The sequence below is a fragment of the Stenotrophomonas sp. YJH_SMC_6 genome (genome assembly GCF_059371335.1).
Window position 1 is genome coordinate 1 of record NZ_JCAFUM010000020.1, and the last position, 25,621, is coordinate 25,621.

Here is a 25,621-nt window from a genome sequence, read left to right on the forward strand (position 1 = left end):
CCGTTTCGCTTTCACGCTATCAAGGAGCGATCAGTTCGCCGGCGGCGTGCGCTTGGCGGCCTCTTCGTCTTCTTCATCAGCCTTGGCTTCTGCAGCTTGGGCTGCAGCGTCGGCATGGCCATCGGCGACCGGATCGATCGACGGCGTCACCACCGCATCAGCGCTCGGGGCGGCGGCTTCGATCGGTGCGGCTTCGACCGCCACCGGAGCGACCGGCTGTTCCACGATCGGCGCAGTCTCGACGACCGGCGTGGCTTCAACGGCCGGGGCGGCCTCCACCACCGGGGCACTCTCACTGGCCACCGGCTTGGTTTCAACCACCGGGGTTGCTTCAACCACCTGCGGCTTCGATTCCACGACCGGCGCGGCCTCGACTGCGACCGGCTTCGCTTCGATCACCGGTGCGGCTTCAACCACCGCGGCCGTTTCAGCCACAACCGGCTTTGCTTCGATGGCCGGCGCAGCAGCGTCCACCACCGGAGTGGCGTTGGCGACCGGTGCGGCAGCGGCGACCGGCTGGACCGGGGTCGCGGCGTCGATGGCATCGAGCATGCTGGTCTGCACCGGCGAGGACACCGCTTCGGTCTTCGCAGCTTCGACCGGTGCCTGCACTTCAGCCACGACCGGGGCGGCGGCTTCGACCACAGCGCTGCTCACCACGGCAACCGGCGCGGCGACAACAGCGGCGGCAGCACGGGCTGGCTTCTCGGCTTCGACAGCGACCGGCTCGGCTTCGTCATCGAAGTCGAACTCCGGCTGCGAACGCGTGGGCTGCACAGCCGCGACCGGCGCAGTGCCGGCAGTGCTGTCGATGTTCGGCTCGGCGCCGTCGGCGTCATCACCGTCATCACCCTCGTCCTGGTCATCACCCAGGGCGTCGCTGCCGGCGGCGTTCTCGGCGCCACCGCGACGACGACGACGGCCACCACGACGGCCACGGCGACGGCGGGTTGCGCCTTCGCCAGCCTGCTCGCCATTGGCGTCGGTTGCAGCCTCTTCACCGGCAACTGCAACCACGTCGGTCGCACTGGCCGCATTGGCAGCGGTGTCGACCGGTGCGGCCGCTTCCACCGGGGCGACCGGGGCGACCGGCGCGGTGGCTTCCTGCGCGTTCACCCCATTGGCGGCGACGGCCGTAGCGGCTACGGCTGCAGCTGCGGTCACGGCTTCGGCAGGTGCTTCGGCGGCATTGCGCTGCGGCTTCTCGGCCGGCTTGTCACCGTCCTGCTGCTGCGGGCGCGGCTGCTTGGGCTGCTTCAGCTTCGGTTGCTGGTTCTGGTTCTGGCCCTGCTGCTCGTTGCGCGGCTTGTTCTGCTGCTGCGGCGGCTGCTGGCCATCCTTGTGCTGAGGCTCCTTCTGCTTGCCCTGCTGCGGCTGCTGCTGCTGCGCATTGCCGTTATTGCCGTTGCGGCCGTCCTTGCGCTGCTCGCCGCGGTCCTTGCGGTTGCCGCCATCCTTCTGCTGCTGCGCGTTGCCATTGCCACGATTGTCGTCGCGACGGTCCTTGCGGTCCTTGTTGCGATCCTTGTTGCGGTCCTTGCGACCGCCGTCCTGCTGCTGGCGTGCAGCCGGGGCGGCCGGTGCCGGCGCAGGCGCCGGTTCGCCACCGAACACGCGCTTGAGCCAACCGATCACGCCGCCCGCCGGGGCCGGCGCAACAGGCGCTGCAGCGACCGGGGCCGGAGCGGCCGCGGCCGGCTCCACTTCCTCGCGCACCGGGGCCGGGGAGGTGTGCTTGACCTGGGTCACCGCCGGCGGCGGGATGTTCAGCTGGCCCTTGGTCAGCGCGTGCACCGGCAGCTTGCGCGGGGTGCCGCGCTGGTAGCTGGGCTTGCTGCTTTCTTCACCCAGCTCGTTCTCGCGCAGGCGGGTCACGGTGTAGTGCGGGGTGTGCAGCTGCTCGTCGGCGACGATCACGATCGGCGCCTCGTGGCGCTGTTCGATCTCGCGCAGGGCGCTGCGCTTCTCGTTCAGCAGGTAATTGGCGATCTCCACCGGGGCCTGCACCAGCACCTGCCCGGTGTTCTCCTTCATCGCATGCTCTTCAGCCACGCGGATGATCGACAGCGACAGCGACTCGACGCTGCGCATGCGGCCGTGGCCGTCACAACGCGGGCAGACGATCTGGCTGGACTCGCCCAGGCTCGGGCGCAGGCGCTGGCGGCTCATTTCCAGCAGGCCGAAGCGCGAGATGCGGCCCACCTGCACGCGCGCGCGGTCGTACTTCAGCGCGTTGGCGAGGCGGTTCTCGACTTCGCGCTGGTGCTTGTTGGACGCCATGTCGATGAAGTCGATCACCACCAGGCCGCCCAGGTCACGCAGGCGCAGCTGGCGGGCCACTTCCTCGGCCGCTTCCAGGTTGGTCTGGAACGCGGTGTCCTCGATGTCGCTGCCCTTGGTGGCACGCGAGGAGTTCACGTCGACTGCGGTCAGCGCTTCAGTCTGGTCGACCACGATCGAGCCGCCCGACGGCAGGCGCACGTTGCGCTCGTAGGCGCCTTCGATCTGCGATTCGATCTGGAAGCGGTTGAACAGCGGAATGTCGTCCTTGTAGTGCTTGAGCTTGCGCAGGGTCTGCGGCATCACCTGCTGCATGAATTCGCGGGCGTGCTCGTACATTTCCTCGGTGTCCACCAGGATCTCGCCGATGTCGGCGCGCAGGTAGTCACGCAGGGCGCGCACGATCAGGCGCGATTCCTGGTAGATCAGGAACGGGGCGGGTTTGCTCAGTGCCGCTTCGGCAATGGCGCGCCAGACATTGAGCAGGTAGTCCAGATCCCACTGCAGCTCTTCCGCATCGCGGCCGACGCCGGCGGTACGGATGATCACGCCCATGTCATCGGGGATGTTCAGCTTGTCCAGGGCGTCCTTCAGCGCGGCCCGGTCTTCGCCCTCGATGCGGCGCGACACGCCGCCGGCGCTGGGCGAGTTCGGCATCAGTACCATGTAGCGGCCGGCCAGCGAAATGAACGTGGTCAGGGCGGCGCCCTTGTTGCCACGCTCTTCCTTGTCGACCTGGACGACGATCTCCTGACCTTCCTTCAGCAGCTCGCGGATGCCGGCCTTGTTGTGGTCGACACCGGCCTGGAAGTAGTCGCGGGAGATTTCCTTCAGCGGCAGGAAGCCATGGCGGCCACCGCCGTACTCGACGAAGGCCGCTTCCAGCGAGGGCTCGATGCGGAAGATCCGGCCCTTGTAGATGTTGGACTTCTTCTGTTCCTTCGACGGCTGTTCGATGTCGATGTCATACAACGACTGGCCATCCACGATGGCAACACGCAGCTCTTCAGCCTGCGTAGCGTTGATCAGCATTCGCTTCATTGTTGCGTTCCTCGCAAGCGGCTACCGCGCGGAACGCCATGGGGTTTCGCCTCTGGACACGGCTCGCCGCCCATTCGCGCAAGCGCGGGGAGGGCGGCTTGGGTTTCCAGCGCTACGACACCACGGCAGGCCGCGGGAGCGCTTCACTCTTATGGTTTTTGGGTGTTGCAGGGCCGCAGGCAGCTGTCAGCCAGGCTGGAGCGCCACGCGGGACATGTTCAGCACGGTTGCGTGTCAGGCATCCGGCGATGGCCGGGAAGGCCGGTGAGCCGCTAACATGGCCGCCCCGCGGGCGGTGGTCGCGCACTGTGCCGGATTCGTCGGAAGCTGGGCTTCTGGCCCTGAGTAACTTCCAACGAAATCAATCCCTTATCTCGCCCCCCGAGTGTAACAGAATAAACAGCCTGATGACCGCCCAAGACCCCACCAAGCCCGCCGGCGACAAGCCTTCCGTGCGCATGATCACCGTTCCCGCCGACCGCGCCGGCCAGCGCCTGGACAACTTCCTGCTCGGCCAGCTGAAGGGCGCCCCGCGCAGCCTGGTCTACAAGCTGGTGCGCAGTGGCCAGGTACGGGTGAACGGCGGCCGCGCCAAGGCCGAGCGCAAGCTGGAGGCGGGCGACGAAGTGCGCGTGCCGCCGGTTCGTCTCACCGAAGAGGGAGACAAGGTGGGTCCCCCGGAGGCATTCATGCGCCGGCTGGAGCAGGCCATCGTGTTCGAGGACGCGCGCCTGCTGGCCCTGAACAAGCCCACCGGCGTGGCCAGCCACGGCGGCAGCGGCATCAGCTTCGGCGCCATCGAGACCCTGCGCGCGCTGCGCCCGGGGCAGACCCTGGAGCTGGTCCACCGGCTGGATCGCGACACCTCGGGCCTGCTGATCGTGGCCAAGAAGCGCTCGGCGCTGAGCGAACTGCAGGCGCTGCTGCGTGAAGACCACGGTGCCGGCATCCGCAAGCGCTACCTGACCCTGCTGGCCGGACGCATGCCCGACGGGGTGATGACGGTCGATGCGCCGCTGCATGTCGGCCTGCGCCAGGGCGGCGAGCGCCATGTGCAGGTCAACGCGATCGGCAAGGAATCGATCAGCCACTTCCGGGTGCTGGAGCGCCGCGGCGGCCATTCCTATTGCGAGGTGCGCATCGAGACCGGCCGTACCCACCAGATCCGCGTGCATGCCCAGCACCTGGGTCATCCGGTGGCCGGCGACGACAAGTACGGCGATCCGGCGGTTAACAAGCGGCTTCGTGAGCAGATCGGGCTGAAGCGCCTGTTCCTGCACGCGGCCTCGCTGGAGTTCGCGCTGGACGACGGCAAGAGCCCGTATGTGCTGAACGCGCCGCTGGCCGATGAGCTGGTCGAGGCGCTGGACCGCCTGCGCTGACGGCAGTTCGGCGGCGCCGGGCGCTTGGTCGGCGCCATTCGCAGCGCTCAGACACCCGCGCCTCTTCGCCCTCGCCGGACCTGCGGTGCTCGGCTCGCTACAAGGCGGACCCGGACATCCGCAGCGTAGGCCCATACCCGCACGCAGCCTTTGTAGACTCGAGTCGTACTCGACTCACGCGCGCAGCGCGCGCTTCGCTCTTCAATCTTTTCATCGCGCGGCTGGCGTGCACGGAAGAATGACGGGGCACGGGCGGGGCCGGCTTGCAGGGGTGTCTGCGGCATGGATGCCGCGGACAAGTCCCCATGGACGGGTTCACGGCGTCCCCTGCAAGCCGGCCCCGCCCGTGACCTCTCGATACTGCGGAACGTGCCAGCCGCGAGGGGGCTCAGCCCGTTGGCCGGGAACCCCTCACCACTTGAACAGCACCAGGCTGATCGCCAGGGTGCCCATGCCGGCCACCAGGCCATATACCGTCTCGTGGCCCTTGGCATAGCGCTTGGCTGCCGGCAGCAGCTCGTCCAGCGCCAGGAACACCATCACGCCGGCGATCAGTCCGAACACCCAGCCAAACGTGGCGTGCGACAGCGATCCTGACAACAACCAGTAGCCCAGCGCCGCGCCCACCGGCTCAGCCAGGCCGGACAGCAGGCTGGCACTGAACGCATAGAACTTGTTCTGGGTGGCGAAGTACACCGGCACCGCGATCGCGATGCCCTCGGGAATGTTGTGGATGGCGATGGCGAAGGCCAGCGGCATGCCCACCGACGGGCTTTCCAGCGTAGCGAAGAAGGTCGCCAGGCCTTCCGGGAAATTGTGCGCGGTGATCGCCACCGAGGTCAGCAGCGCGACCCGCTTCAGGTACTCGCGGCTGTTCTCGCGGAACGCAGGGTCCTGTTTGTCCAGGCTGTCATGCGGATTGGGAATGAAGTGATCGATCAGCACGATCACGATCACGCCGGCCAGGAAGGCCAGCGTGCCGTAGGTGAAGCCGGTGCGCTCGCCATAGGCCAGGGCGAACGATGCGATGGATTTGTTGAGGATTTCCGATAGCGACACGTAAACCATCGCGCCGCCGGCGAAGGCCAGGCCGAACGCCAGCAGGCGCGGATTGGGGCGGCGCGAGAACAGCACCAGCAGGCTGCCGATGGCAGTGGCCAGGCCGGCCGCGAGGGTGACCGCCAGTGCGATCCAGACATTTTCGGGGGGAATCTGCAGCATGTACCGACGCGGTCCTGGTCAACAGACAGCCGCCCCGGATGAGCCCGGGGCGGGGAGGGCGAGGCGGGCGTCGGCTGGCCTCGTCGGGGCGCGCGCGATCAGCCGCCGCGGCGCAGGCGTTCTTCGATGGCGAAGCACTGATCGGGCTTCGGCTGCGGCGGGTTGAAGCTGACCGGCACCTGGATGGTGGCCGGCACGGCAGCGCCATTGCGGGTGGCGGCCTTGAACTGCCAGCCCTGAACGGCCGTTTTGGCCAGTTCGTCCAGCTGCGGGTTGCCGGCGCCGGTCAACAGGGCGACCTCGCTTGGCTTGCCGTCGGTGCCGATGGTCACCTTGAAGGTGCTGGTGCCGCCTACGCCCATGCAGGCCAGTTCAAGCGGGTACTGCGGTGGCGGCGTCTTCACCGCGGCCACTTCGGTCGGCGGCGGCGGCGGTGGTGCCGGCGGTTCCGACGGGCCACAACCGGCCAGGCCGGTCGCAGCAATCAGGGACAGGCTCAGCAAGCGTACGTTCATGGCAGTTGCTCCGTCAGGGCCGAAGTCTTCGCAGCGCAGATGAAGTCGTTCTCGCTCAGGCCGCCCACGTCGTGGGTGGAAAAGCGCACCACAGCGCGGTCGTAGTGCACGCCCAGGTCCGGATGGTGGTCCTCGCGGTGGGCAATCCAGGCCAGCGCGTTCACGAAGGCCATGGTGGCGTAGTAATCCTTGAAGCGGAAGGTGCGCGTCAGGGCCTGTCCGCCCTCGCTCAGCTCCCAGCCGGGAATCTGCGGCAGCAGTTCGGCCAGGCGGGCTTCACCGAGCTTGTGGTCGCTGCCTTTGCGCGGCACGCAACGGGCCTGGGCCAGTGGAATCAGGTCGGCCATGGGAATCTCCACCTCGTGTTGACTGAACAATGCGCCGGACGGTGTATAAATCGAATGAGCGGCTGACGCTTACTTGGCTAGAATAGCCTGATGATCCAGATCTCCGACACTGCCCAGACCCATTTCCGCAAGCTGATCGAACGCGAGGGCGTGCCCGGCATGGGTGTGCGCTTGAGCGCGGTCGATCCCGGCACCCCGCGCGCCGACGCCCGGCTGGAGTTCGCCGAACCGACCGACCTGCTCGGCGACGAGTGGGCGGTGGACTGCGACGGTTTCACGCTCTATGTTGATGCTGGCAGCGTCGGTTGGCTCGATGGCGCCGAGATCGACATCGTCGCCGGCAGTGCCGGTACCCAGCAGCTGACCATCAAGGCACCGCGCATCAAGGGCGAAGCGCCCGGCGATGCCGCCTCGCTGGTCGAGCGCGTGCACTGGGTGGTGGAAAACGAAATCAATCCGCAGCTGGCCTCGCATGGCGGCAAGGTGGCCGTGCAGGAAGTTTCGGCCGAAGGCGTGGTGCTGCTGCGCTTCGGTGGCGGTTGCCAGGGCTGCGGCATGGCCGACGTGACCCTCAAGCAGGGCATTGAAAAGACCCTGATGGGCCGCGTGCCGGGCGTGACCGCCGTGCGCGACGCGACCGACCACGACAGTGGCCACGCGCCGTATATCCCTCGCGGCAACGCCGCCTGATCGCTGACGCGTGCCTCTGACCCGGGCCGAGCAGTTCATCGACCTGCTGCTGGCCCGCCAGCAGCCCAGGGCCGTCCTCGAGAAAACCACGCGCCTGCCGTATGGCTGGGCGCTGTGGCTGCGCTCGCTCGGTCCGTTGCCGAGGCCGCTGCACGCCAGCGAGTTGATCGCGGTGCTGCTGCCGCGTCCGCTGCCGGGGCCACCCGGGCAGTTGCCCCGGTTGTCACCCTTGCAAGCGTTGCGCCGTCTGTTCTGGCAGGACTGGGATGCTGCGCCGCGCGACCAGCGCTGGATGCGTTGGGTCTCGGCCTTGGCCAGTGCGCTGCTGCATCTGCTGTTCTTCATGCTGCTGCTATGGGTGGCAGTGATCCGCACCTCGGCACCGGAAGAACAAGGCGCCGAGGGCGAGCGCGTGCAGGTGGAGTTCGTCGGTCGCGCTACCCAGGAGGGCGGTGGCGATCAGCCAGGTGCGGAAGCGGCGGCCGCTGCACCGCCGGGCCAGGTTGCAGCTGGCCAGAACGCAGGGGCCGCAACGGCGCCTGAGTCGCGTCCGGCGTCCGCGTCGGCAGCTGCGTCCGCACCCGCTCCGGCTGCAGTGGCCAGCGTGCCACCGCCGCCCGCCGAATCCGAGCCGGCGCCGGTCGCGGCACCGCCGCCGTCTCCGGTGCAGGCCACCGAAGTAGCCGAGGCCAGTGCGGATTTCGTGGTGCCACCTGTCAGCGTGCCGCGCACGGAGATCAGCATCGTGCCGCGCGACACGGTACCGACGGTGCGCGAGCGCAGCGTGCAGCCGGTGCAGGCGCCGCCGGCCCCGGCCGCACTGCGTGCGCCGGAGATCGCGGTGCGGACGCCGCAGCTGCGTGACATCCCGGTGCAGGAGCGTGAAATCAGTACGGTCGATGCACCGGCGATATCGCAGCCGCTGCGCACGGCCGATGTACAGGTCCGTGTGCCGCAGCGCGATGTGCAGGTGCGCGAGCGCGAAGTGCAGGCCGTGGTCGATCCGCAGGTACGGATGGCTGCTGTGGCCGGGCGCGAGCCGACCGTGCGTGCGCCGGCAGGCCGTGACCTGCAGGTGCGCGAGCGCGAAGTTGCGTCGGCACCCGCGGCGGCGCCTTCAACGTCCAGTGGCAGCGCGCCAGCGGCAACGCCCGCGCCTGCGGCCAGTAGCACTGCAACCCAGGCCAACAGCAGCACGCCACGGCCATCCGCCTCCAGCACGACACCGGCCCAGGCCGGCGCGCGTCCGGCTCCCAACCCGGGCAACTGGGCTACGCCTGCCAAGGGCGACGACTGGGGCGCGTCGAGCCGCAACCACGACGGCGCCAGCAGGGGCGCAAGCCAGGCCAGTGCCGCCGGCAAGGGCAATGGCCTGTTCAATGCCGACGGCAGCGTGCGCGTGCCGGGGCAGGAAGGTGGCGGTCACGCCGAACGTGGTGCCCCCGGTGGCGCCAACGATGGCTGGAGCAAGGAGCGCATCGCGCAGTCTGGCACCTGGTTGAAGCGACCGCCGTACGATTACACGCCGACCTCGTTCGACAAGTATTGGGTGCCGCAGGAATCACTGCTGGCCGAATGGGTGCGCAAGGGCATCAAGTCGATGGAGATTCCGTTGCCGGGCACCGGTACGAAGATCTCCTGCGTGATCTCGATCCTGCAGGCGGGTGGCGGCTGCGGCCTCACCAATCCGAACATGCAGGACCAGCCGGCGGTGGCACGGCCGCCGCCGGACATTCCGTTCAAGAAAGAGCTGCAGGAAGATAACGGGAGCCGCTAGGCAAGGCGCGCGCGCCACACGCTGGCCGGCTCGCGTTTGGGTAGGTGCCAACCTTGGTTGGCACAGGAACGCCGACCAAGGTCGGCCTCTACCAGGGCATTGCCCTACGCGCTCTGCGACAGGAACACCCAGAACGGCACGTCGCGGCCGACCCAGTCGCGGCTGGCTTCGTCCATCACGTCCAGCAACGTGTCGAAATCCTTCTGTGTGGAGGCGCGCAACGTATCCACGTCGGCCAGGAACAGCGCGTAACCGTTGGCCGGCAGCCATTGCAGATCACGCAGGTTGTCCGACAGTGCATCCCAGTTGCCACCGAAGCCAGCCGGGAAATCCAGCTGCGCCGCCAGCCGGGCGAGCAGGGTGCGCTTGTCGGCCACGCCTTCCAGGTCGATGCGGATCACCTTCAGGCCGGCATCGCGCATCGCTGCGGCCAGTGCGCCGATGTCGTCGCTGTCGATGGCGTAGACGCCGGCATTGTTGATGTCATGCAGGCCGAGGCCGAAATCGTCGTGGCTCATCACTGCGCTCCTTGGGCCGGTACGGTGAAGCTGCGGAACGATTCGTAGTGGTCGTCGGTGTAGTACCACGCCTCCGGCGGATCGCCGCCGGTGACGATGCGGCGCGTGCCACGGGTGCGCGCGCCGGGGGTGTCCACGGTGTATTCGCGGTAGTAACCGCGCGGACGCTGCGGCAGCTGCTGTTCGCGGTTACCGAAGGTGCTGCCATCCTGGCGGTGCGGGAACGGCCCGCCGCGCTGGATCAGCGCGATCGTCTGCAGGGCTTCGGCGGGCAGGAAGGCGGGCAGACCGTTGCCCTTGCCGGGCGTGGCCGTGGCCGGTGCGCGCGCGGCAGTCGCACCCTGCAGGTCCGGCGCGAACTGCGGCGCCGGCGGGCGCTGCATGAAATGGTTGACGACCAGGCCGAGCAGCAGCAGGGCGATGGCGGTGATCAGCAGCCGGGGGTTGCGCATGGGCAAGGAAGCGGGCGAGGGTGGTGCTCGCACTGTAGCGCCTGCGCGCTGCACGGTGCATGAGGACGGCGCCGCGTCACCGCTGCGTAACAATTGCCGTCGTGCTCACCGGCAGGACGCAATTTCCTTTACATCCCCCTTGGTAATCTGGCGGTCTGTCCCCATCATTCACCGCGCAACGCCCGACACCGTCGGGTGCCCTCGCAATCAGGAGATGCATCATGGCCTATACCCTGCCCAAGCTGTCCTACGCCTACGACGCGCTGGAACCGCATATCGATGCGGCGACGATGGAAATCCATCACACCAAGCATCACCAGACCTACATCAACAACGTCAACGCGGCGCTGGAAGGCACCGAGTACGCTGACCTGCCGGTCGAAGAACTGGTGAAGAAGCTCAAGTCGCTGCCGGAGAACCTGCAGGGTCCGGTGCGCAACAACGGTGGCGGCCATGCCAACCACTCGCTGTTCTGGACCGTGATGGCACCGAACGCGGGCGGTAACCCGGTGGGCGACGTGGCCAAGGCCATCGACAAGGACCTGGGCGGCTTCGACAAGTTCAAGGACGCCTTCACCAAGGCAGCGCTGACCCGTTTCGGCAGCGGCTGGGCCTGGCTGAGCGTGACTCCGGACAAGAAGGTGGTGGTCGAGAGCACCGGCAACCAGGACAGCCCGCTGATGGAAGGCAACACCCCCATCCTCGGCCTGGACGTGTGGGAACACGCGTACTACCTGAAGTACCAGAACCGCCGCCCGGAATACATCGGCGCGTTCTTCAACGTCATCGACTGGAACGAAGTCGAGCGCCGTTACCAGGAAGCGATTGCCTGATCGTGGTAACAGGATGAACAGAAAAGGCCGGGGGAAACCCCGGCCTTTTTGTTTTCCGCATTGGTAGTGCCGGCCGCTGGCCGGCAGCCTTGGAATGCCGGCCAGCGGCCGGCACTACCTATTCGGCCGTGGCCGCATCGCCCTGCAGGCGCAGGGTGGCCATTACGCCCAGACGCAGGCCCGGCAGGTCGCCGTCGGCCGGCAGCAGGATCGGCTGCTGGCGGATGCCGCCGAAGTGCTTGACCTGGAACAGCACGTCCAGGCCATGACCACTGGCGCCACCGCCGCTGGCCGCCGGCGGCTCGGGGCGGCCACCCGGATTGCGCCGGGCCGGCTGGAACCCCGGGGTACTGCGCACGAGCTCGACGGTGGTTGCCGAGAAATCACCGGCGATCAGGCTGGGCATGCCCTCGGCGGTGGCGCCGATCCAGGTCATCAGGTCGCTGGTCTGGTGCTGGCGGGCAGTGGCCTCGTCCGGGTCCGGGCGCAGCCGTGCCACATAGATGTTTACCAGCGCCTGGCCCAGCTTCAGCCGCATCATGCCGGCGGCGCTGAAGGTGCCGGGTGGGTGCAGCAGGGTCACGCCATCCTCGCTGACCGGCAGCCGGGTCAGCATCGCGTTGCCGTGCCGCAACGGCTGGCTGGGCGGATCGGCGGTAACGAAGTCGCAGCTGTAGCGCAGCCGGCTGGCCAGCCAGCAGGCCGGATTGCGGCCCTGCTGCTGCAGCACCTGCTGTACGGAGATCACGTCCGGCTGCAGCTCGGTGAGCAGGTGCGCCACCTGTTCGCGGCGCTGCTTCCACTGCGCATCATCGCGGCTGGGCAATTCCAGCGCGGCCACGGTCAGCTGCCGGGGCTCGGCCTCACCGCTGGCGGCGGCCGGTGCCTGCGGCCGCGCCTGTGCCTGCAACGCCAGCAGCAGCACGAGACAGCTGAGCAGGAGACGGGCGTGGGCGAGGGGGCGCATAACGATAAGTTTACGCTTTTGTCGTGCAGGTGCCGTGACTTCCGGCATGTAGTGACGTTGCCTGCCACGGATTGGCACCGTTGTCATGCAGCCCTGCAGCGTGCTTCGCAAGCCCCGCTTCCGGTAACCTTGCGCCTTTCGCTTTGCAGGATTGCCTTACAGGATGAGCCACGACGCAGTTGCCCCCATCGCCGGCCAGGGAAAGATGCCGCGCCAGATCCCGTACATCATCGGCAATGAGGCCTGCGAGCGGTTCAGTTTCTACGGGATGCGCAACATCCTGGTGCAGTTCCTGATCACCTCGCTGCTGCTGCAGGAAATCACTGCGGAAGGCCGTGCCGGTGAAGCCAAGGACATCATGCACAGCTTCATGATCGGCGTGTATTTCTTCCCGCTGCTCGGAGGCTGGCTGGCCGACAGGTTCTTCGGCAAGTACCACACCATTCTCTGGTTCAGCCTGGTCTACTGTGCCGGCCATCTGTGCCTGGCGCTATTCGAGAACAGCCGCGAGGGCTTCTTCCTCGGCCTGGGCCTGATCGCGCTGGGTGCCGGTGGCATCAAGCCGCTGGTGGCCTCGTTCATGGGCGACCAGTTCGACCAGAGCAACAAGCACCTGGCCAAGATCGTTTTCGACGCCTTCTACTGGATCATCAACTTCGGCTCGCTGTTCGCCTCGCTGCTGATCCCGCTGGTGCTGAAGAACTGGGGCCCGCAGTGGGCGTTCGGCATCCCGGGCATCCTGATGTTCATCGCGACCTTCGTGTTCTGGCTGGGCCGCAAGCGCTACGTGCTGGTGCCGCTGCCGCCGAAGGACCCGCATTCGTTCGCCAACGTGGTGCGTACCGCGCTGACCACGCGCGTGGCCGGCCAGGGCCGTCCGGGCCTGGTGATCGCCGTACTCGGCCTGGTGCTGGCAGTGGCCTCGTTCGGCCTGGTTGGGTCGCTGGGCATCGTCATCTGCCTGTGCCTGGCGCTGGTGTCGATCCTGGCCGGTATTGGCGGTGGCACCTGGCTGCAGCTCGATCGCGCCCGTGGCCTGCACCCGACCGAAGCCGTGGAAGGTGTGCGCTCCGTGCTGCGCGTGCTGGTGATCTTCGCGCTGACCACGCCGTTCTTCTCGCTGTTCGACCAGAAGGCCTCGACCTGGGTCCTGCAGGGCCAGCAGATGCAGATGCCGAGCTGGTTCACCGCCTCGCAGATGCAGGCGCTGAACCCGCTGCTGGTGATGATCCTGATTCCGTTCAACAACCTGGTGCTGTACCCGGCCCTGCGCCGCTTCGGCTTCGAGCCGACCGCGCTGCGCCGCATGACCGCCGGCATCGCCTTCAGCGGCCTGGCCTGGATCGTGGTCGGCGGCATCCAGGTGGTGATGGACGGTGGCAATGCCATGTCGATCTTCTGGCAGATGCTGCCGTATGCGCTGCTGACCTTCGGTGAGGTGCTGGTCTCGGCCACCGGCCTGGAGTTCGCCTACAGCCAGGCGCCGCAGGCGATGAAGGGCGTGGTGATGAGCTTCTGGAACCTGACCACCACCATCGGCAACCTGTGGGTGCTGCTGTCCAACGCTGCTGTGCGCAACGATGCGGTGACCCACAAGATCGCCAGTACGGGCCTGAGCGAGGCGGCATTCCTGATGTTCTTCTTCGCCGGTTTCGCCTTCGTCGCGGCGTTGGCCTTCGGTTGGTACGCGAAACGCTATCGTATGGTCGACAACTACCGTAGCGCCTGAGCCTGACATGACCCCCGTCAATCTGCTGTTGATCGCCATCACCGCCCTCCTGTCGTGGATGGCGTTCAACAACCGCAAGCTGGCCGACCGCCTGATCCTGTGGCCGCCGGCCATCGACCGTCACCGCCAGTACGACCGGCTGGTGACCTATGGCTTCATCCACGCCGACTGGTCGCACCTGATCTTCAACATGATCACCCTGTTCTTCTTCGGGGGATTCATCGAGAGCGTGATGGTGCAGCTGACCGGCAGCTACCTGACCTACCCGGCGTTCTACATCGGTGCGCTGCTGGTCTCGATCCTGCCCAGCTACCTGAAGAACCAGAAGAACCCGAACTACCTGAGCCTGGGCGCGTCCGGGGCGGTGTCGGCGGTTCTGTTCGCCTTCATCCTGATCAAGCCGTGGTCGATCATCCTGGTGTTCTTCATCCCGGCACCGGCCATTGTCTATGCCGCGTTCTACGTGGGCTACAGCATCTGGATGGACAAGCGCGGTGGTGATCGCATCAACCACAGCGCCCACCTGGCGGGCGCGGCGTTCGGTGTGATCTTCATGCTGGCCATGCAGCCGAGCATCTTCACCCACTTCCTGCGCGAGCTTTCCAACCCGACCTTCCGCCTCGGCGGCGGTTGAGGGGCCGGGGTCGGATCCACTGGATCCGCCCCCGGGGGCAGGGACCCGCTCCTGGTCAGGCGCGGGTCTGCTGGCCGTAGGTGTCCAGCAGGCGGGCGAATACCTCTTCGCCGATGCGCTGGAAATCCTGATCTTCGGTCTGCCCTTCCACCGCCAGCTGCAGCAGGCCCTCCAGCAGGGCGCGGTCGGTGTCGGAATGGGAATCGCTGGGGTGCATCGGAGCCTCCGCGGTGGTGCGCATGATCAACGGTCGCAAGGGCCGTGCCAGCATGGCCGTACCCCTCCACAGGCGATAGCGGCCGTCCTCGCTCCAGCTTGAGGGTCGAAAACTGACGTGAATGGATTGGACTTGCCCCTGTTCAGGCTTCACGCGATCATGGCGCCCGGCTGCGCACCATCCACGCAGTCGCCGCAGGAGACAGTTCCATGGCTTCGGTCACGCCCCCCGGTCTGGCCTACGAGGTCGAACACGACCTGGCCAACCATCGCTTCACCGCCCGTGTGCGCGGACAGCTGGCGGTGCTCGATTACCAGATCAAACGCAGGCGCATGGTCATCACCCACACCGAGGTACCCGAGCCGATTGCCGGCCGTGGCATCGCAGGTGAGCTGACCCGCGTGGCACTGCGCTTTGCCCGCGAGCAGAAGTACAAGGTGGTGCCGGCATGTTCCTACGCCGAAGCCTTCCTGCAGCGGCACGAGGAGTACCACGACCTGCTCGCTGGCTGAATGCCAGCGGGCCACGCTTCAGCCATGGCAGGCGATGATGTACAAACATAAACAGGGGATCCCGATGAAGATTGGAAACAACCGGCCATTGCACGGCAGCGTGCTGGCCGGCGTGGTGGGCGTGCTGTTGCTGGCCGGTTGCCAGCGTGAAAGCGAGCCGGCACCGGCGACCGACGCGGCCCCCGCCGCCGAGGCCACTGCCGCAGGTGAAACGCCGGCCACGGAAGCGCCGCTGGACCTGCGCGACGTGATCGAGAACAACGAGCGCGAAGTGGTGGGCATCAGTTACCCGGCCGGCATCGATCGCTACCCGGGCCTGGCGCGCGCGCTGCAGAACTACGCAACCAGCGCACGCAGCGACCTGCAGCAGGCACTGGACGGGCTCGGCAATGACAAGCCGACCATGCCCTACGAACTGTCGCTGAGCTTCGAGAAGCTGCTGGAAACGCCGCAGCTGGTGGTGGTCAGTGCCGATGGCAGCCGCTATACCGGTGGCGCCCACGGCGAGCCGCTGGTGGCGCGTTTCGTGTGGCTGCCGGCGCAGCAGCAGATGCTCAGTGCCGACAAGCTGGTGGCCGATGCCAAGGGCTGGAAGGCGATCAGTGATTTCGTCGCCGACCAGCTGCGCGAACGCGTGGCCACCCGCCTCAGTGGCGAGGACATGGACCCGGCCCAGCTGCAGGAATCGCTGCGCAACGCATCGCGCATGATCGCCGACGGTACCGGCCCCCAGGCCGACAATTTCAGCCAGTTCCAGCCGCTGACCAACGACAAGGGGCAGATCACCGCGCTGCGCTTTGTTTTCCCGCCGTACCAGGTGGGTCCATACTCGGACGGCACCCAGACCGCCGACGTACCGGCGGCGGTGCTGTTGCCGCACGTGGCCAAGGACTACGTGGAGCTGTTCGCACGCGGTTGACCGCAGTCGAGGAGGTGGCGTGGATACAGGGTTGCAGGAGCGGGTCGCCGGCCTGCTGCAGGAAGCCGGGGTCCGCATCGGCGGCACCCAGCCACAGGACATCCAGGTGCATGACCCGCGTTTCTTCGCGCGGGTCATGGCGCACGGCTCGCTCGGCCTCGGCGAGAGCTACATGGACGGTTGGTGGGATGCCAACGTCCTCGATGAATTCCTCGTCCACCTGATGCAGGCACACCTGGATGAACGGGTGCACGGTTGGCGCGAAGTGGCCGATGCGCTGAAGGCGCGCCTGTTCAACCTGCAGGTCGGGCAGGGCAGCTACGAAGTGGGCCGCCGCCACTACGATCTTGGCAACGACCTCTACCAGGCCATGCTCGGCCAACGCCTGGTGTACAGCTGCGGCTACTGGCGCAATGCCGGTGATCTCGATGCCGCGCAGGAGGCCAAGCTGGACCTGGTCTGCCGCAAGCTGGGGCTGCGCCCCGGGCAGCGTGTGCTGGACATCGGCTGTGGCTGGGGTGAAGCCCTGAAGTTCGCAGCAGAGCGCTACGGCGTCACCGGCGTCGGCGTGACCATTTCGCAGGAACAGGCCGGGTACGCACGCGAACTGTGCGCCGGCCTGCCGATCGAGATCCGCCTGCAGGACTATCGCGAACTGGATGAGCCGTTCGATGCGATCTTCTCGATCGGCATGTTCGAGCATGTCGGCGACAAGAACTACGCCAGTTTCTTCGAGGTGGCCAGGCGCTGCCTGTCTTCGCGCGGGTTGCTGCTGCTGCACACCATCGGCACCAACATCTCGCGGCATCGCACCGATCCGTGGATCGCGCGCTACATCTTCCCCAATTCAATGCTGCCGTCGGCGGTGCAGATCAGCAAGGCGTTCGAAGGGCGCTTCGTGCTGGAGGACTGGCACAACTTCGGCACCGACTACGACCTCACCCTGCAGGCTTGGCGACGCAACGTGGAAGCGGCGTGGCCGCAGCTGGACGCGCGCTACGACGAGCATTTCCGCCGCATGTGGCGGTTCTACCTGGCCGGATCGATGGCCACCTTCCGCTGCCGGCACGCGCAGCTGTGGCAGCTGGTGCTGTCGCCGGAAGGCGTACCGGGTGGGTACGTGGCGCCACGCTGAGGGTGCGCAGGGGTAGATCAGGCCGGATGCGATACTTACTGACGCCAAATCCGTGTGTTGCACGGTCAGCTCCGCGCGTGGGCGTCGTCGACGCTACGCTGTTGGGTCGGCGGGGTTACCGCATTCCTGAAGGCGTTGCAGCATGGGTTGGGACATCACCTACCATCCAGTCGCGGATTCGGAGATCCGTGACATCTATTTCCGTGCTCTGGAGGACGTGACGCTGGTCGAGGCGCTGCAACAGCGGTTCCGGATCGAGCCGTTCTACATGGAGCAGTTGCAGGAACGCATCGACGAGGCTCGCTCGATCAGCGCCGACGTGCCTTTCGAGAAGGGGCACGCTTTGTACCTGGCGATCGTGGCCGGCCACCTTCGGCGGTATCACTATCTCCGCGGGAGCGCCCTTTCGTTTTTCATCGACGATCCGGCGGTCGCCCGGTATTTCGCGGACTGGCGGCAACTGGTGCCGTTGCAGTGGGCGGATGCTGCCGCCGGCAACCATCTACGTGAAAACTATGGTGGTGGCGTGTTCATCACGCATGCCCGGCTGAAGCAATTACGCGCTGATTATGCAGTGGACAGCGCACTTGCTGCGCGCCTGGAGGAGCTGTTCTCCGATGGACGCCTGGTCGTTTTCTGGCGTGTTGTCGATGAAGCGATCGCCAGCGGATGCGGATTGCTGGAGGCCAGCGAGGTGGTCGAGCCGAACCCGATGGATCTCAATGCATCGACCAGCTTGAGCAATCTGCTGAACTGCGCGCCGGACGGCGCGATCCTTTATGCGGAAGCCGCGGCGGCCCAGCTGGCGGAGTTCGTGGCAGCGCACCCGGATATCGCATCGACTGCCGCTGCCGCGCCCGGTGCGCCGAAACGACGGTGGTGGGAGCGACTGTTTCGGCGCTGATCTGGAAGCGCATCCACGCATGGCGCGGATCTACTGGAGTGCGTCATGTGTGGATCGATGATGCCGGGGTTCGTGGCGCGAATGGATCGTGCCGACCAACGGTCGGCACCCACCAGTAGATCCACGCCATGCGTGGATGTCCCAACAAAAAAACCGCCCGGTTTCCCGGGCGGTTTTTCGTTTCAGGCTACTGCGCGGGCGATCAGTTGCCGGCGCCGGTCAGGCCACGCTTTTCCAGCAGCGGTTCGATCTGCGGCTCGTGGCCGGCGAAATCGCGGAACAGCTGCATCGCGTCGACGCTGCCGCCCTTGGACAGCAGGGTGGCGCGGAAGTGGTCGCCGTTCTTGCGGCTCAGGCCGCCGTTGTCCTTGAACCACTTCTGGGTGTTGGCGTCGAGCACTTCCGACCAGATGTAGGCGTAGTAACCGGCCGAGTAGCCGCCCATGATGTGGCTGAAGTACGGGGTCTTGTAGCGCGGCGGCACCGGCGCGTAGTAGATGCCGTCCTTCTCCAGCGCGGCGCGCTCGAAGGCCATCACGTCCTTGGCGGCCGGCACCTGGTCGGCGCCGATCTGGTGCCAGCGCTGGTCCAGCATGGCCGCACCCAGGTACTCGGTGGTAGCGAAGCCCTGGTTGAACTTGGCTGCCGCCAGCACCTTGTCCAGCAGTGCCTGCGGCATCGCCGAACCATTCTGGTAGTGCTTGGCGTAGTTCTTCAGGATGACCGGGTTGTCGGCCCACATCTCGTTGACCTGCGAGGGGAACTCGACGAAGTCACGCGGCACCGAGGTGCCCGAGAAGTACGGGTACTTCACGTTGGAGAACATGCCGTGCAGGGCGTGGCCGAACTCGTGGAACGTGGTGTTCACCTCGTCCCAGGTCAGCAGGGTCGGCTGGCCGGCCGGCGGCTTCGGAATGTTCAGGTGATTGGCGACCACCGGCTTGAAGCCGGTCAGCTTGGACTGCGAGACGTAGGAGTTCATCCACGCGCCACCGCGCTTGGAGGCGCGTGCATACGGGTCGAAGATGAAGATCGCCAGCTGGCTGCCGTCGGCGTCGAACACGTCGTAGACGGTGACGTCATCGTGGTAGACCGGCAGGTCGGTGCGCTGCTTGAAGGTCAGGCCGAATTCCTGGCCCGCGGCGTAGAACACGCCGTTCTCCAGCACGTTCTTCATTTCGAAGTACGGCTTCAGCTGCGACTCGTCGAAGTTGTACTTGGCCTGGCGCACCTTCTCGCTGTAGAAGGCCCAGTCCCACGGTTCCAGCTTGAACGTCGGCTTGCCAGCGGCCTTCTGTTCCTGGTCGATCATCGCCTGCAGGTCGGCGGCTTCACGCTTGGCGTTGGCCACCGCGGCCGGGGCCAGCTTGCCCAGCATCGCGTTGACCGCTTCGGGGGTCTTGGCGGTCTGGTTGGTCAGGTTGTAGGCGGCGAAGTTCGGGAAGCCCATCAGCTTGGCCTTGTCGGCGCGCAGCTGCATGATGCGCGAGACCAGCGCGGTGTTGTCGAACTCACCGCCGCGGCTGCCGCGGCTCACCGATGCTTCGTAGATCTTCTGGCGCAGGGCGCGGTTGGCCAGGTTGGTCAGCGGCGGCTGGCCGGTGGTGTTGAGCAGGGTGATCACGTACTTGCCGTCCTGGCCGCGGGCCTTGGCGGCTTCGGCGGCGGCGGCGATCTGCTCCTTGGACAGGCCGTCCAGTTGCTTGACGTCGTCGACGGTGATCGCCGAAGCGTTCACCTCCGACTGCACGTTCTGGCTGAACTTGGTACCCAGGTTGGCCAGCTCGGCGTTCATCTCCTTCAGCTTGGCCTTGTCGGCGTCGGACAGCTTGGCGCCTGCGCGCACGTAGTTGTCGTAGTACTTCTCGACCAGGCGCACGCCTTCGGCGTCCAGGCCCAGCTGGCTGCGGGTGTCGTACAGCGCCTGGATGCGGGCGAACAGCTTGCCGTTCAGCGCGATCGCATCGCTGTGCGCGGCGAACTTCGCCGAGTAGTCGGCCTGCAGCTTCTTGCGGGTGTCGTTGGTGTCGGCACCGACCAGGCTGAAGAACACGGTGGTCGCGCGGTCGAGGATGTCACCGCTCTTTTCCAGGGCGATGATGGTGTTGTCGAAGGTCGGCTTGGCCTTGTTGTTGGCGATGGCCTCCACTTCCTTCAGCTGCTGCGCCATGCCGGCGTCGAAGGCCGGGGCGAAGTCGCTGTCCTTGATCTTGTCGAACTGCGGGAAGTGCAGCGGCAGCGGGCTTTCGGCGAAGAACGGATTGGCCTGCTGGGCGGTGCTGCTGGCGGCCGGGGTGGCGGCGCCGGCCGAGAAGGCGGGCAGGGCAAGGCCGAGGGACATGGCCACGGCAAGGGCAAGGCGGGTGGTCAAGGCAGGAACTCCGGTAAGGCAAACAAGGGCCCGAGGGTAACCCGGCCGGCGGCGCCCGCACTTGTGTCAAAAGGCATGTTGCCGCGGCCGGGCGCGGGTACCATGCATTCACCGCCCACGGTTCAGCGCCATGACCACTGCCTACGATTTCAGCTTCCGCGACCTCGACGGCCAGCCACAGGCCCTCGCCGGGTACCGGGGTCACCCGCTGTTGCTGGTCAATGTCGCCAGCCGCTGTGGCTTCACCCCGCAGTACACCGGGCTGGAACAGCTGTGGCAGGAATATCGCGAGCGTGGCCTGGTGGTGATCGGCTTCCCATGCAACCAGTTCGGCGCGCAGGAGCCGGGGGACGCCGCCCAGATCCGCCAGTTCTGTTCGCTGGATTATCCGGTCAGCTTCCCGCTTTCGGAGAAGATCGAGGTCAACGGCGAGGGGGCTGATCCGTTGTGGGCCTGGCTGTCACGCGAGAAGCGCGGCCTGCTGGGTAGCGCCCGCATCAAGTGGAATTTCAGCAAGTTCCTGGTCGATCGCCAGGGGCGGGTGGCTGCGCGCTTTGCGCCAACCACCAGGCCGGAACAGCTGCGCAGCGCGATCGAAGCGCTGCTGTGAGGTAGTGCCGGCCGCTGGCCGGCAATTCCGTAGCGCACGGAGAGCAGGCCAGCGGCCGGCACTGCCGTTGCAGATCATTTCTCGACGAACGCGCGTTCGAACACGTAGTGACCCGGCTGGCCGATGCGCGGCGAGACCTGGAAGCCGCGGGCATCGAGCACGCTGCGCAGATCAGCCAGCATCTGCGGGCTGCCGCAGATCATCGCGCGGTCGTTTTCCGGGCTCAGCTCCGGCAGGCCGAGGGTGCGCTGCATCTGGCCGCTTTCCATCAGCTGGGTCAGGCGGCCCTGGTTGGCGAACGGCTCGCGGGTGACGGCCGGGTAGTACAGCAGCTTGTCGCCGATCATCTCGCCCAGGAACTCGTGCTCACGCAGTTCCTTCTCGAAGTAATCGCGGTAGGCCAGATCCTTCTCGTAGCGCACGCCGTGGCAGAGGATCACCTTCTCGAAGCGCTCGTAGGTCTCCGGGTCCTTGATGACCGACAGCCACGGCGCCATGCCGGTGCCCGTGCCCAGCAGGTACAGGTTCCTGCCCGGGTGCAGGTCGCTGATCAGCAGGGTGCCGGTGGGCTTCTTGCCGACCAGCACCTTGTCGCCCGGCTTGATGTGCTGCAGGCGCGAGGTCAGCGGTCCGTCCTGCACCTTGATGCTGAAGAACTCCAGGTGCTCTTCCCAGTTGGCGCTGGCGATGGAATAGGCGCGCAGCAGCGGCCGTGCCTCGGTTTCCAGGCCGATCATCACGAACTGGCCGTTCTCGAAGCGGAAGCCGCTGTCGCGGGTAGTGGTGAAACTGAAGTAGGCATCGGTCCAGTGACGGACCTCAAGCACCGTTTCGGCGCCGAAAGCGGAGGACATGGGCGTATCTATCGAAAGTCGTCGGGGTTGATTCTATCTCAAATGAGATGGGTTCTCATTGGGCGGAACGAGAGGCGTTCTCAGCGGTAACCCGCCGCCTGCAGCTCGAACAGCTCGGCGTACCGTCCTCCCTGGGCCATCAGCTGCGCATGGGTGCCGCTGGCCTCGATGCGGCCATCGGCCAGCACCAGGATGCGATCGGCCATGCGTACCGAAGAGAAACGGTGGGAAATCAGCACTGCCGTACGATTATCCGCCAGCTCCCTGAACCGCTGGAACACTTCGAACTCACTGCGCGCATCCAGCGCTGCCGTTGGCTCATCCAGGATCATCACCTGCGCATTGCGCATCCACGCGCGGGCAATGGCGATCTTCTGCCACTGGCCACCGGACAGGTCCACGCCCTGCTTGAAGCGGCGCCCGATCAGCTGGTCGTAGCCGCCGGGCAGGTCGTCGATCACTTCCTCGGCCATGCCTCGCCGCGCGGCATCGGCGATGCGTGCCTGGTCGTCCATCGCCTCGACCTGGCCGACGCCGATGTTCTCGCCGGCGCTGAGGTTGTAGCGCACGAAGTCCTGGAAGATCACCCCGAGGTTGGCGCGCAGGTCGTCCAGGTCGTAGTCGCGCAGGTCGCGGCCGTCGAGCAGGATGCGGCCTTCGTCCGGCTCGTACAGCCGTGCCAGCAGTTTCACCAGCGTGGTCTTGCCCGCGCCGTTCTCGCCGACCAGGGCCAGCACTTCGCCGGCCTGCAGCTGGAAATCGAGGTGGCGCACCGCCCACTGTTCGGCATCGGGATAGCGGAAGCCGACGTTCTCGAACACGAAGCCCTGGCGGATCGGCTGCGGCACGCGTATGGCGCCTTCACGCGAGTGGATTTCCGGCTCGATCTGGAAGAACGAGAACAGGTCGTCCAGGTACAGCGCCTGGCTGGCCACCTGCGAGAAGCCGATCAGCAGGCCTTCCAGCAGCTGGCGCAGGCGCAGGAAGCTGCCGGCAAGGAAGGTCAGGTCGCCAATCGAGAAATCGCCGCGTACCGTGCGCCAAGCGATGTAGGCGTAGGCGGTGTAGTAGCCCAGCGTGCCCAGCGCAGCCAGCAGCGTGCCCCAGAACGCGCGGCGCCGGGCCAGTGCACGGTTGGCCTGGAACAGCGCCACCGACAGCCGCCGGTAACGTTCCACCAGGAAGCGGTGCAGGTTGTAGATCTTCACTTCCTTGGCCGTTTCCACGCTGGCACCGAGCTGGCGCAGGTAGTCGAGCTGGCGGCGCTCGGGCGTCCACTGGAAGTTGAGGCTGTAACCGGCCGCATTGAAGTGCGATTCACCGATGAAGGCCGGCACCAGTGCCAGCACCAGCAGCAGGATCAGCCACGGTGCGTAGACCAGCAGGCCAACGGCGAGGCTGGCCACGGTGATCGCGTCCTGGACCTGGCCGAACAGCTGGCTCATCAGGTTCATCCGGCCCATGGTCTGGCGCCGCGCACGGTCCAGCTTGTCCTGCAGGTCCGGGTCCTCGAAGTCCTCCAGATCCAGCGTTGCCGCGTGTTCCATCAGCCGGATGCTGGTGACGTTGGCGAACAGCTCGGAGAGCAGGGCATCGGCGTAGCTGACCAGCCGGCCGAGCAGGTCCGAGGCGATGGCCAGGCCGAATTCCAGCGCCAGCAGGCCCAGCAGCGGATTCAGCACGCCGCTGGACAGCGCTTCGCCCAGCGGCGGGAAGCCCGCGTCGTGCTGGCTCAGGTGCAGGGCGCTGTCGATGATCAGCTTGCCGACGTACAGCATCGCCACCGGCAGCAGCGCGCGGATCAGGCGCAGCCCGAGGCTGGCCAGGGTGAGCGCGGGACTGGTCTTCCAGACCATGCGCAGGAACGGCGGCAGGTTGCGCATCGCCCTGAAGCGCTGGCGCAGGCTGGGTTTCTTCGCGGCGGCAGCGCCAGCGGTGGGGGTAGCAGGCATGCGCGTATTGTGCGCGCCTGATACGTGCAGAGGGGGTCAGTGCAGGCGTGTGGCCGGCACCGGGGTCAGATCCCTTTGCGCGGCAAAGGGCTCTGACCCCAGCGACCCACAGCGGGTCAGGGCCCTTCGCGAAGCGAAGGGATCCGACTCTCCCGCATCCACGCATGGCGTGGATCTACCGTGTCGACCAAGGTCGACACCTACCAGCAGCACCGATGAACTGTCGAAGGCGGGGTGGGTCAGGCCGGCAGCGGCGGCAGCAACCCCGCACCGAGGCGGTTCCAGGCATTGATCACCGCGATGCCCATGCTCAGGTCACTGATGCCCTTCTCATCGAAGTGCGGCGCCAATGCATCGAACGCCGCCTGCGACGGCGCGCCGTCGGTCAGCCGGGTCAGTGCCTCGGCCCAGCCCAGCGCCGCGCGCTCGCGTTCGTCGAAGAAGCGGCTCTCGTGCCATGCCGGCAGCGTGTCCAGCTTGCGCGGCTCGATGCCGCCCTTGCGCAGCGCCGTGCCGTGCATGTCCATGCAGTAGCCGCAGCCGTTGAGCTGCGACACGCGCAGGAACACCAGTTCCATCAGGGTCGGATCGATCGAGCTGTCATGCACCGCCTGGCTGGTGGCCAGCAGGCCCTTGAAGGCCTCGGCGGCCAGGCGGGTGTAGGGGACGCGGGGAGAAGTGTGATTGGACATCGGGGGCTCCACGGCGGCCACGATGGCCGCCTTTCACTACCAGGACGCCGCAGCGTCGCCGCGCGTGACAACCTTCGGCAACTTTTCCGGATTCAACACGCTGTACACGTTGGCGATGCGGCCATCGACCACCTCGATGGTGGTGACCGAGTGCAAGCGATCACCGACAAAGCGCAGGATCGCCGGCTCGCCGTTGACGTAGCCCAACTGCGCCGGATGCACCGCGCCGCGGCGGGCAATGGCCCAGAACAGGCGACCGATGCGCTCGGCGCCCAGCAGCGGGCGCACCGCTGCGGTGACCACACCGCCGCCGTCGGACACCAGCAACGCGTTGGTGTGCAACAGGGCCTGGATCGCCTCGCTGTCGCCGCGCTGCGAGGCATCCATGAAGCGCGCCAGCAGCTGCCGGTGCTGGCTTGCATCGGCGTTGAAGCGCGGCCGTCCGGCCTGCAGGCGCTGCCGGGCACGGTGCACCAGCTGCCGGCAGTTGGCCTCGCTGTGGCCGATCAGCTCGGCGATCTCGCGGTAGTCGTGGTCGAAGGCCTCCTTCAGCAGGAAAGCGGCGCGTTCCTCGGGGCCGAGCTGTTCAAGCAGGGTCAGGAAGGCGACCGAAACGTCGTCGGCCAGGGCATGCAGCTGGGCCGGGCCGGGCGCCGGGTCGGGCTCCAGGGTGACCGCCAGCGGCTCGGCCAGCCATGGGCCGACGTAGTGCACGCGCTCGCGCTTGGCCGCGCGCAGCCGGTCCAGGCCGAGCCGGGTGGTGGTGGTGACCAGCCAGGCTTCGGGGTCGCGGACGGCCGCCGGGTCGGCGCCGGACCAGCGCAGCCAGGCATCCTGGACCACGTCTTCGGCGTCGGCGCGGCTGCCAAGCAGGCGGTAGGCCAGGGCCATCAGGCGCGGGCGGTGGGTCTGGAAAGCGGTTTCGGCGTTCATGTGGGCAGGGACGCCGCAGTGGCGCGTGGCGTGACAGAGCGTCGGGGGAATCTTGCCGGCCAGCGGCCGGCACTACCACCCCGGGGCCGGGGGAGGGGGTAAAATGGGCGGATTACCCCCGCCAGCCTCGAGCAAG

General features: G+C 66.8%; 24 protein-coding genes. 11 read left to right on the forward strand and 13 right to left on the reverse strand.

Annotation, left to right across the window (positions count from 1 at the left end; genetic code table 11):
• Window positions 1–30: 30 nt before the first annotated feature.
• Entirely contained in the window at window positions 31–3,321 is a 3,291-nt protein-coding gene (locus tag AC5P9N_RS20165; protein WP_099473671.1) for an Rne/Rng family ribonuclease, read from the reverse strand.
• Window positions 3,322–3,728: 407 nt separating this feature from the next.
• On the opposite strand from AC5P9N_RS20165, the gene AC5P9N_RS20170 reads away from it, so the two are divergent.
• Complete coding sequence (locus tag AC5P9N_RS20170) at window positions 3,729–4,703, forward strand: RluA family pseudouridine synthase (RefSeq protein ID WP_012480803.1); 975 nt, start codon at window positions 3,729–3,731, stop codon at window positions 4,701–4,703.
• A 411-nt stretch (window positions 4,704–5,114) separates the two neighbouring features.
• On the opposite strand, the gene zupT is transcribed toward AC5P9N_RS20170, so the two are convergent.
• The 3 genes from zupT to AC5P9N_RS20185 all read right to left on the reverse strand — a co-directional run bounded on the left by zupT (window position 5,115) and on the right by AC5P9N_RS20185 (window position 6,786).
• Window positions 5,115–5,924 carry a zinc transporter ZupT gene (gene zupT, locus AC5P9N_RS20175; RefSeq protein WP_012480802.1) on the reverse strand — a complete coding sequence of 270 codons (810 nt, stop codon included), beginning with the start codon at window positions 5,922–5,924 and terminating at the stop codon, window positions 5,115–5,117.
• A 98-nt stretch (window positions 5,925–6,022) separates the two neighbouring features.
• The gene (locus AC5P9N_RS20180; RefSeq protein WP_005410316.1) at window positions 6,023–6,439 is read right to left on the reverse strand and encodes an energy transducer TonB; all 417 of its coding nucleotides are present in this window, start codon (window positions 6,437–6,439) and stop codon (window positions 6,023–6,025) included.
• Window positions 6,436–6,786, reverse strand: coding sequence for a 4a-hydroxytetrahydrobiopterin dehydratase (locus AC5P9N_RS20185; RefSeq protein ID WP_005410315.1), 351 nt, complete (start codon window positions 6,784–6,786; stop codon window positions 6,436–6,438). The genes AC5P9N_RS20180 and AC5P9N_RS20185 overlap by 4 nt, the downstream gene beginning before the upstream one ends.
• A 90-nt stretch (window positions 6,787–6,876) precedes the next feature.
• Here AC5P9N_RS20185 and AC5P9N_RS20190 point away from each other — a divergent pair, with 90 nt between their 5' ends.
• Both AC5P9N_RS20190 and AC5P9N_RS20195 read left to right on the forward strand, forming a co-directional pair.
• Window positions 6,877–7,476, forward strand: coding sequence for an NfuA family Fe-S biogenesis protein (locus AC5P9N_RS20190; RefSeq protein ID WP_005410314.1), 600 nt, complete (start codon window positions 6,877–6,879; stop codon window positions 7,474–7,476).
• A gap of 10 nt (window positions 7,477–7,486) precedes the next feature.
• A complete protein-coding gene (locus tag AC5P9N_RS20195) occupies window positions 7,487–9,253 on the forward strand; it encodes a hypothetical protein (protein WP_099484808.1) in 1,767 nt (588 codons plus the stop codon).
• Between the two features lie 104 nt (window positions 9,254–9,357).
• On the opposite strand, the gene AC5P9N_RS20200 is transcribed toward AC5P9N_RS20195, so the two are convergent.
• Entirely contained in the window at window positions 9,358–9,771 is a 414-nt protein-coding gene (locus AC5P9N_RS20200) for a barstar family protein (protein WP_032129660.1), read from the reverse strand.
• Window positions 9,771–10,223, reverse strand: coding sequence for a guanyl-specific ribonuclease (locus tag AC5P9N_RS20205; protein WP_005410311.1), 453 nt, complete (start codon window positions 10,221–10,223; stop codon window positions 9,771–9,773). The genes AC5P9N_RS20200 and AC5P9N_RS20205 overlap by 1 nt, the downstream gene beginning before the upstream one ends.
• A 221-nt stretch (window positions 10,224–10,444) precedes the next feature.
• Here AC5P9N_RS20205 and AC5P9N_RS20210 point away from each other — a divergent pair, with 221 nt between their 5' ends.
• Window positions 10,445–11,056, forward strand: coding sequence for a superoxide dismutase (locus AC5P9N_RS20210; protein WP_005410310.1), 612 nt, complete (start codon window positions 10,445–10,447; stop codon window positions 11,054–11,056).
• Between the two features lie 118 nt (window positions 11,057–11,174).
• Here the strand turns inward: AC5P9N_RS20210 and AC5P9N_RS20215 are convergent, their stop codons facing one another.
• On the reverse strand, window positions 11,175–12,023 hold the full coding sequence (locus tag AC5P9N_RS20215) for an endonuclease/exonuclease/phosphatase family protein (protein WP_043034725.1): 849 nt from the start codon (window positions 12,021–12,023) through the stop codon (window positions 11,175–11,177).
• 163 nt (window positions 12,024–12,186) lie between these two features.
• Between AC5P9N_RS20215 and AC5P9N_RS20220 the strand changes: the two genes are divergently transcribed.
• A complete protein-coding gene (locus tag AC5P9N_RS20220) occupies window positions 12,187–13,752 on the forward strand; it encodes a POT-type proton-dependent oligopeptide transporter (RefSeq protein WP_024956638.1) in 1,566 nt (521 codons plus the stop codon).
• Window positions 13,753–13,759: 7 nt separating this feature from the next.
• On the forward strand, window positions 13,760–14,386 hold the full coding sequence (locus AC5P9N_RS20225; RefSeq protein WP_005410307.1) for a rhomboid family intramembrane serine protease: 627 nt from the start codon (window positions 13,760–13,762) through the stop codon (window positions 14,384–14,386).
• A 55-nt stretch (window positions 14,387–14,441) separates the two neighbouring features.
• On the opposite strand, the gene AC5P9N_RS20230 is transcribed toward AC5P9N_RS20225, so the two are convergent.
• Window positions 14,442–14,603 carry a hypothetical protein gene (locus AC5P9N_RS20230; protein WP_005413966.1) on the reverse strand — a complete coding sequence of 54 codons (162 nt, stop codon included), beginning with the start codon at window positions 14,601–14,603 and terminating at the stop codon, window positions 14,442–14,444.
• A gap of 209 nt (window positions 14,604–14,812) precedes the next feature.
• Between AC5P9N_RS20230 and AC5P9N_RS20235 the strand changes: the two genes are divergently transcribed.
• The 4 genes from AC5P9N_RS20235 (at window position 14,813) to AC5P9N_RS20250 (ending at window position 18,073) form a co-directional block, all read left to right on the forward strand.
• Window positions 14,813–15,115: a GNAT family N-acetyltransferase gene (locus AC5P9N_RS20235; protein ID WP_005410305.1), complete on the forward strand. Its 303-nt coding sequence runs from the start codon at window positions 14,813–14,815 to the stop codon at window positions 15,113–15,115.
• Window positions 15,116–15,152: 37 nt separating this feature from the next.
• The gene (locus tag AC5P9N_RS20240) at window positions 15,153–16,034 is read left to right on the forward strand and encodes a DUF3298 and DUF4163 domain-containing protein (protein WP_099484807.1); all 882 of its coding nucleotides are present in this window, start codon (window positions 15,153–15,155) and stop codon (window positions 16,032–16,034) included.
• Between the two features lie 19 nt (window positions 16,035–16,053).
• Window positions 16,054–17,169, forward strand: a complete 1,116-nt coding sequence (gene cfa / locus AC5P9N_RS20245; RefSeq protein WP_065183473.1) for a cyclopropane fatty acyl phospholipid synthase — start codon at window positions 16,054–16,056, stop codon at window positions 17,167–17,169.
• A 142-nt stretch (window positions 17,170–17,311) separates the two neighbouring features.
• On the forward strand, window positions 17,312–18,073 hold the full coding sequence (locus tag AC5P9N_RS20250) for a hypothetical protein (protein WP_060380779.1): 762 nt from the start codon (window positions 17,312–17,314) through the stop codon (window positions 18,071–18,073).
• A gap of 202 nt (window positions 18,074–18,275) precedes the next feature.
• On the opposite strand, the gene AC5P9N_RS20255 is transcribed toward AC5P9N_RS20250, so the two are convergent.
• Window positions 18,276–20,444, reverse strand: coding sequence for a M3 family metallopeptidase (locus AC5P9N_RS20255; protein WP_005410302.1), 2,169 nt, complete (start codon window positions 20,442–20,444; stop codon window positions 18,276–18,278).
• A gap of 130 nt (window positions 20,445–20,574) precedes the next feature.
• Between AC5P9N_RS20255 and AC5P9N_RS20260 the strand changes: the two genes are divergently transcribed.
• Window positions 20,575–21,054: a glutathione peroxidase gene (locus AC5P9N_RS20260; protein WP_005413962.1), complete on the forward strand. Its 480-nt coding sequence runs from the start codon at window positions 20,575–20,577 to the stop codon at window positions 21,052–21,054.
• Between the two features lie 74 nt (window positions 21,055–21,128).
• Here the strand turns inward: AC5P9N_RS20260 and AC5P9N_RS20265 are convergent, their stop codons facing one another.
• The 4 genes from AC5P9N_RS20265 to AC5P9N_RS20280 form a co-directional block, all read right to left on the reverse strand.
• Window positions 21,129–21,908 carry a ferredoxin--NADP reductase gene (locus AC5P9N_RS20265; protein WP_005410300.1) on the reverse strand — a complete coding sequence of 260 codons (780 nt, stop codon included), beginning with the start codon at window positions 21,906–21,908 and terminating at the stop codon, window positions 21,129–21,131.
• A gap of 80 nt (window positions 21,909–21,988) precedes the next feature.
• Window positions 21,989–23,860, reverse strand: coding sequence for an ABC transporter ATP-binding protein (locus tag AC5P9N_RS20270; protein ID WP_024956642.1), 1,872 nt, complete (start codon window positions 23,858–23,860; stop codon window positions 21,989–21,991).
• 239 nt (window positions 23,861–24,099) lie between these two features.
• On the reverse strand, window positions 24,100–24,552 hold the full coding sequence (locus tag AC5P9N_RS20275; RefSeq protein ID WP_005413960.1) for a carboxymuconolactone decarboxylase family protein: 453 nt from the start codon (window positions 24,550–24,552) through the stop codon (window positions 24,100–24,102).
• A 36-nt stretch (window positions 24,553–24,588) separates the two neighbouring features.
• Entirely contained in the window at window positions 24,589–25,485 is an 897-nt protein-coding gene (locus AC5P9N_RS20280) for an RNA polymerase sigma-70 factor (RefSeq protein ID WP_043034723.1), read from the reverse strand.
• Between the last annotated feature and the right edge of the window lie 136 nt (window positions 25,486–25,621).

Excerpts from the sequence above, each read along its gene's own strand:
- AC5P9N_RS20165 (WP_099473671.1), bottom strand. The coding sequence starts at position 3,321 with ATGAAGCGAATGCTGATCAACGCTACGCAGGCTGAAGAGCTGCGTGTT.
- AC5P9N_RS20170 (WP_012480803.1), top strand. The coding sequence starts at position 3,729 with ATGACCGCCCAAGACCCCACCAAGCCCGCCGGCGACAAGCCTTCCGTG.
- zupT (WP_012480802.1), bottom strand. The coding sequence starts at position 5,924 with ATGCTGCAGATTCCCCCCGAAAATGTCTGGATCGCACTGGCGGTCACC.
- AC5P9N_RS20180 (WP_005410316.1), bottom strand. The coding sequence starts at position 6,439 with ATGAACGTACGCTTGCTGAGCCTGTCCCTGATTGCTGCGACCGGCCTG.
- AC5P9N_RS20185 (WP_005410315.1), bottom strand. The coding sequence starts at position 6,786 with ATGGCCGACCTGATTCCACTGGCCCAGGCCCGTTGCGTGCCGCGCAAA.
- AC5P9N_RS20190 (WP_005410314.1), top strand. The coding sequence starts at position 6,877 with ATGATCCAGATCTCCGACACTGCCCAGACCCATTTCCGCAAGCTGATC.
- AC5P9N_RS20200 (WP_032129660.1), bottom strand. The coding sequence starts at position 9,771 with ATGAGCCACGACGATTTCGGCCTCGGCCTGCATGACATCAACAATGCC.
- AC5P9N_RS20205 (WP_005410311.1), bottom strand. The coding sequence starts at position 10,223 with ATGCGCAACCCCCGGCTGCTGATCACCGCCATCGCCCTGCTGCTGCTC.
- AC5P9N_RS20210 (WP_005410310.1), top strand. The coding sequence starts at position 10,445 with ATGGCCTATACCCTGCCCAAGCTGTCCTACGCCTACGACGCGCTGGAA.
- AC5P9N_RS20215 (WP_043034725.1), bottom strand. The coding sequence starts at position 12,023 with ATGCGCCCCCTCGCCCACGCCCGTCTCCTGCTCAGCTGTCTCGTGCTG.
- AC5P9N_RS20220 (WP_024956638.1), top strand. The coding sequence starts at position 12,187 with ATGAGCCACGACGCAGTTGCCCCCATCGCCGGCCAGGGAAAGATGCCG.
- AC5P9N_RS20225 (WP_005410307.1), top strand. The coding sequence starts at position 13,760 with ATGACCCCCGTCAATCTGCTGTTGATCGCCATCACCGCCCTCCTGTCG.
- AC5P9N_RS20230 (WP_005413966.1), bottom strand. The coding sequence starts at position 14,603 with ATGCACCCCAGCGATTCCCATTCCGACACCGACCGCGCCCTGCTGGAG.
- AC5P9N_RS20235 (WP_005410305.1), top strand. The coding sequence starts at position 14,813 with ATGGCTTCGGTCACGCCCCCCGGTCTGGCCTACGAGGTCGAACACGAC.
- AC5P9N_RS20240 (WP_099484807.1), top strand. The coding sequence starts at position 15,153 with ATGTACAAACATAAACAGGGGATCCCGATGAAGATTGGAAACAACCGG.
- AC5P9N_RS20250 (WP_060380779.1), top strand. The coding sequence starts at position 17,312 with ATGGGTTGGGACATCACCTACCATCCAGTCGCGGATTCGGAGATCCGT.
- AC5P9N_RS20260 (WP_005413962.1), top strand. The coding sequence starts at position 20,575 with ATGACCACTGCCTACGATTTCAGCTTCCGCGACCTCGACGGCCAGCCA.
- AC5P9N_RS20265 (WP_005410300.1), bottom strand. The coding sequence starts at position 21,908 with ATGTCCTCCGCTTTCGGCGCCGAAACGGTGCTTGAGGTCCGTCACTGG.
- AC5P9N_RS20270 (WP_024956642.1), bottom strand. The coding sequence starts at position 23,860 with ATGCCTGCTACCCCCACCGCTGGCGCTGCCGCCGCGAAGAAACCCAGC.
- AC5P9N_RS20275 (WP_005413960.1), bottom strand. The coding sequence starts at position 24,552 with ATGTCCAATCACACTTCTCCCCGCGTCCCCTACACCCGCCTGGCCGCC.
- AC5P9N_RS20280 (WP_043034723.1), bottom strand. The coding sequence starts at position 25,485 with ATGAACGCCGAAACCGCTTTCCAGACCCACCGCCCGCGCCTGATGGCC.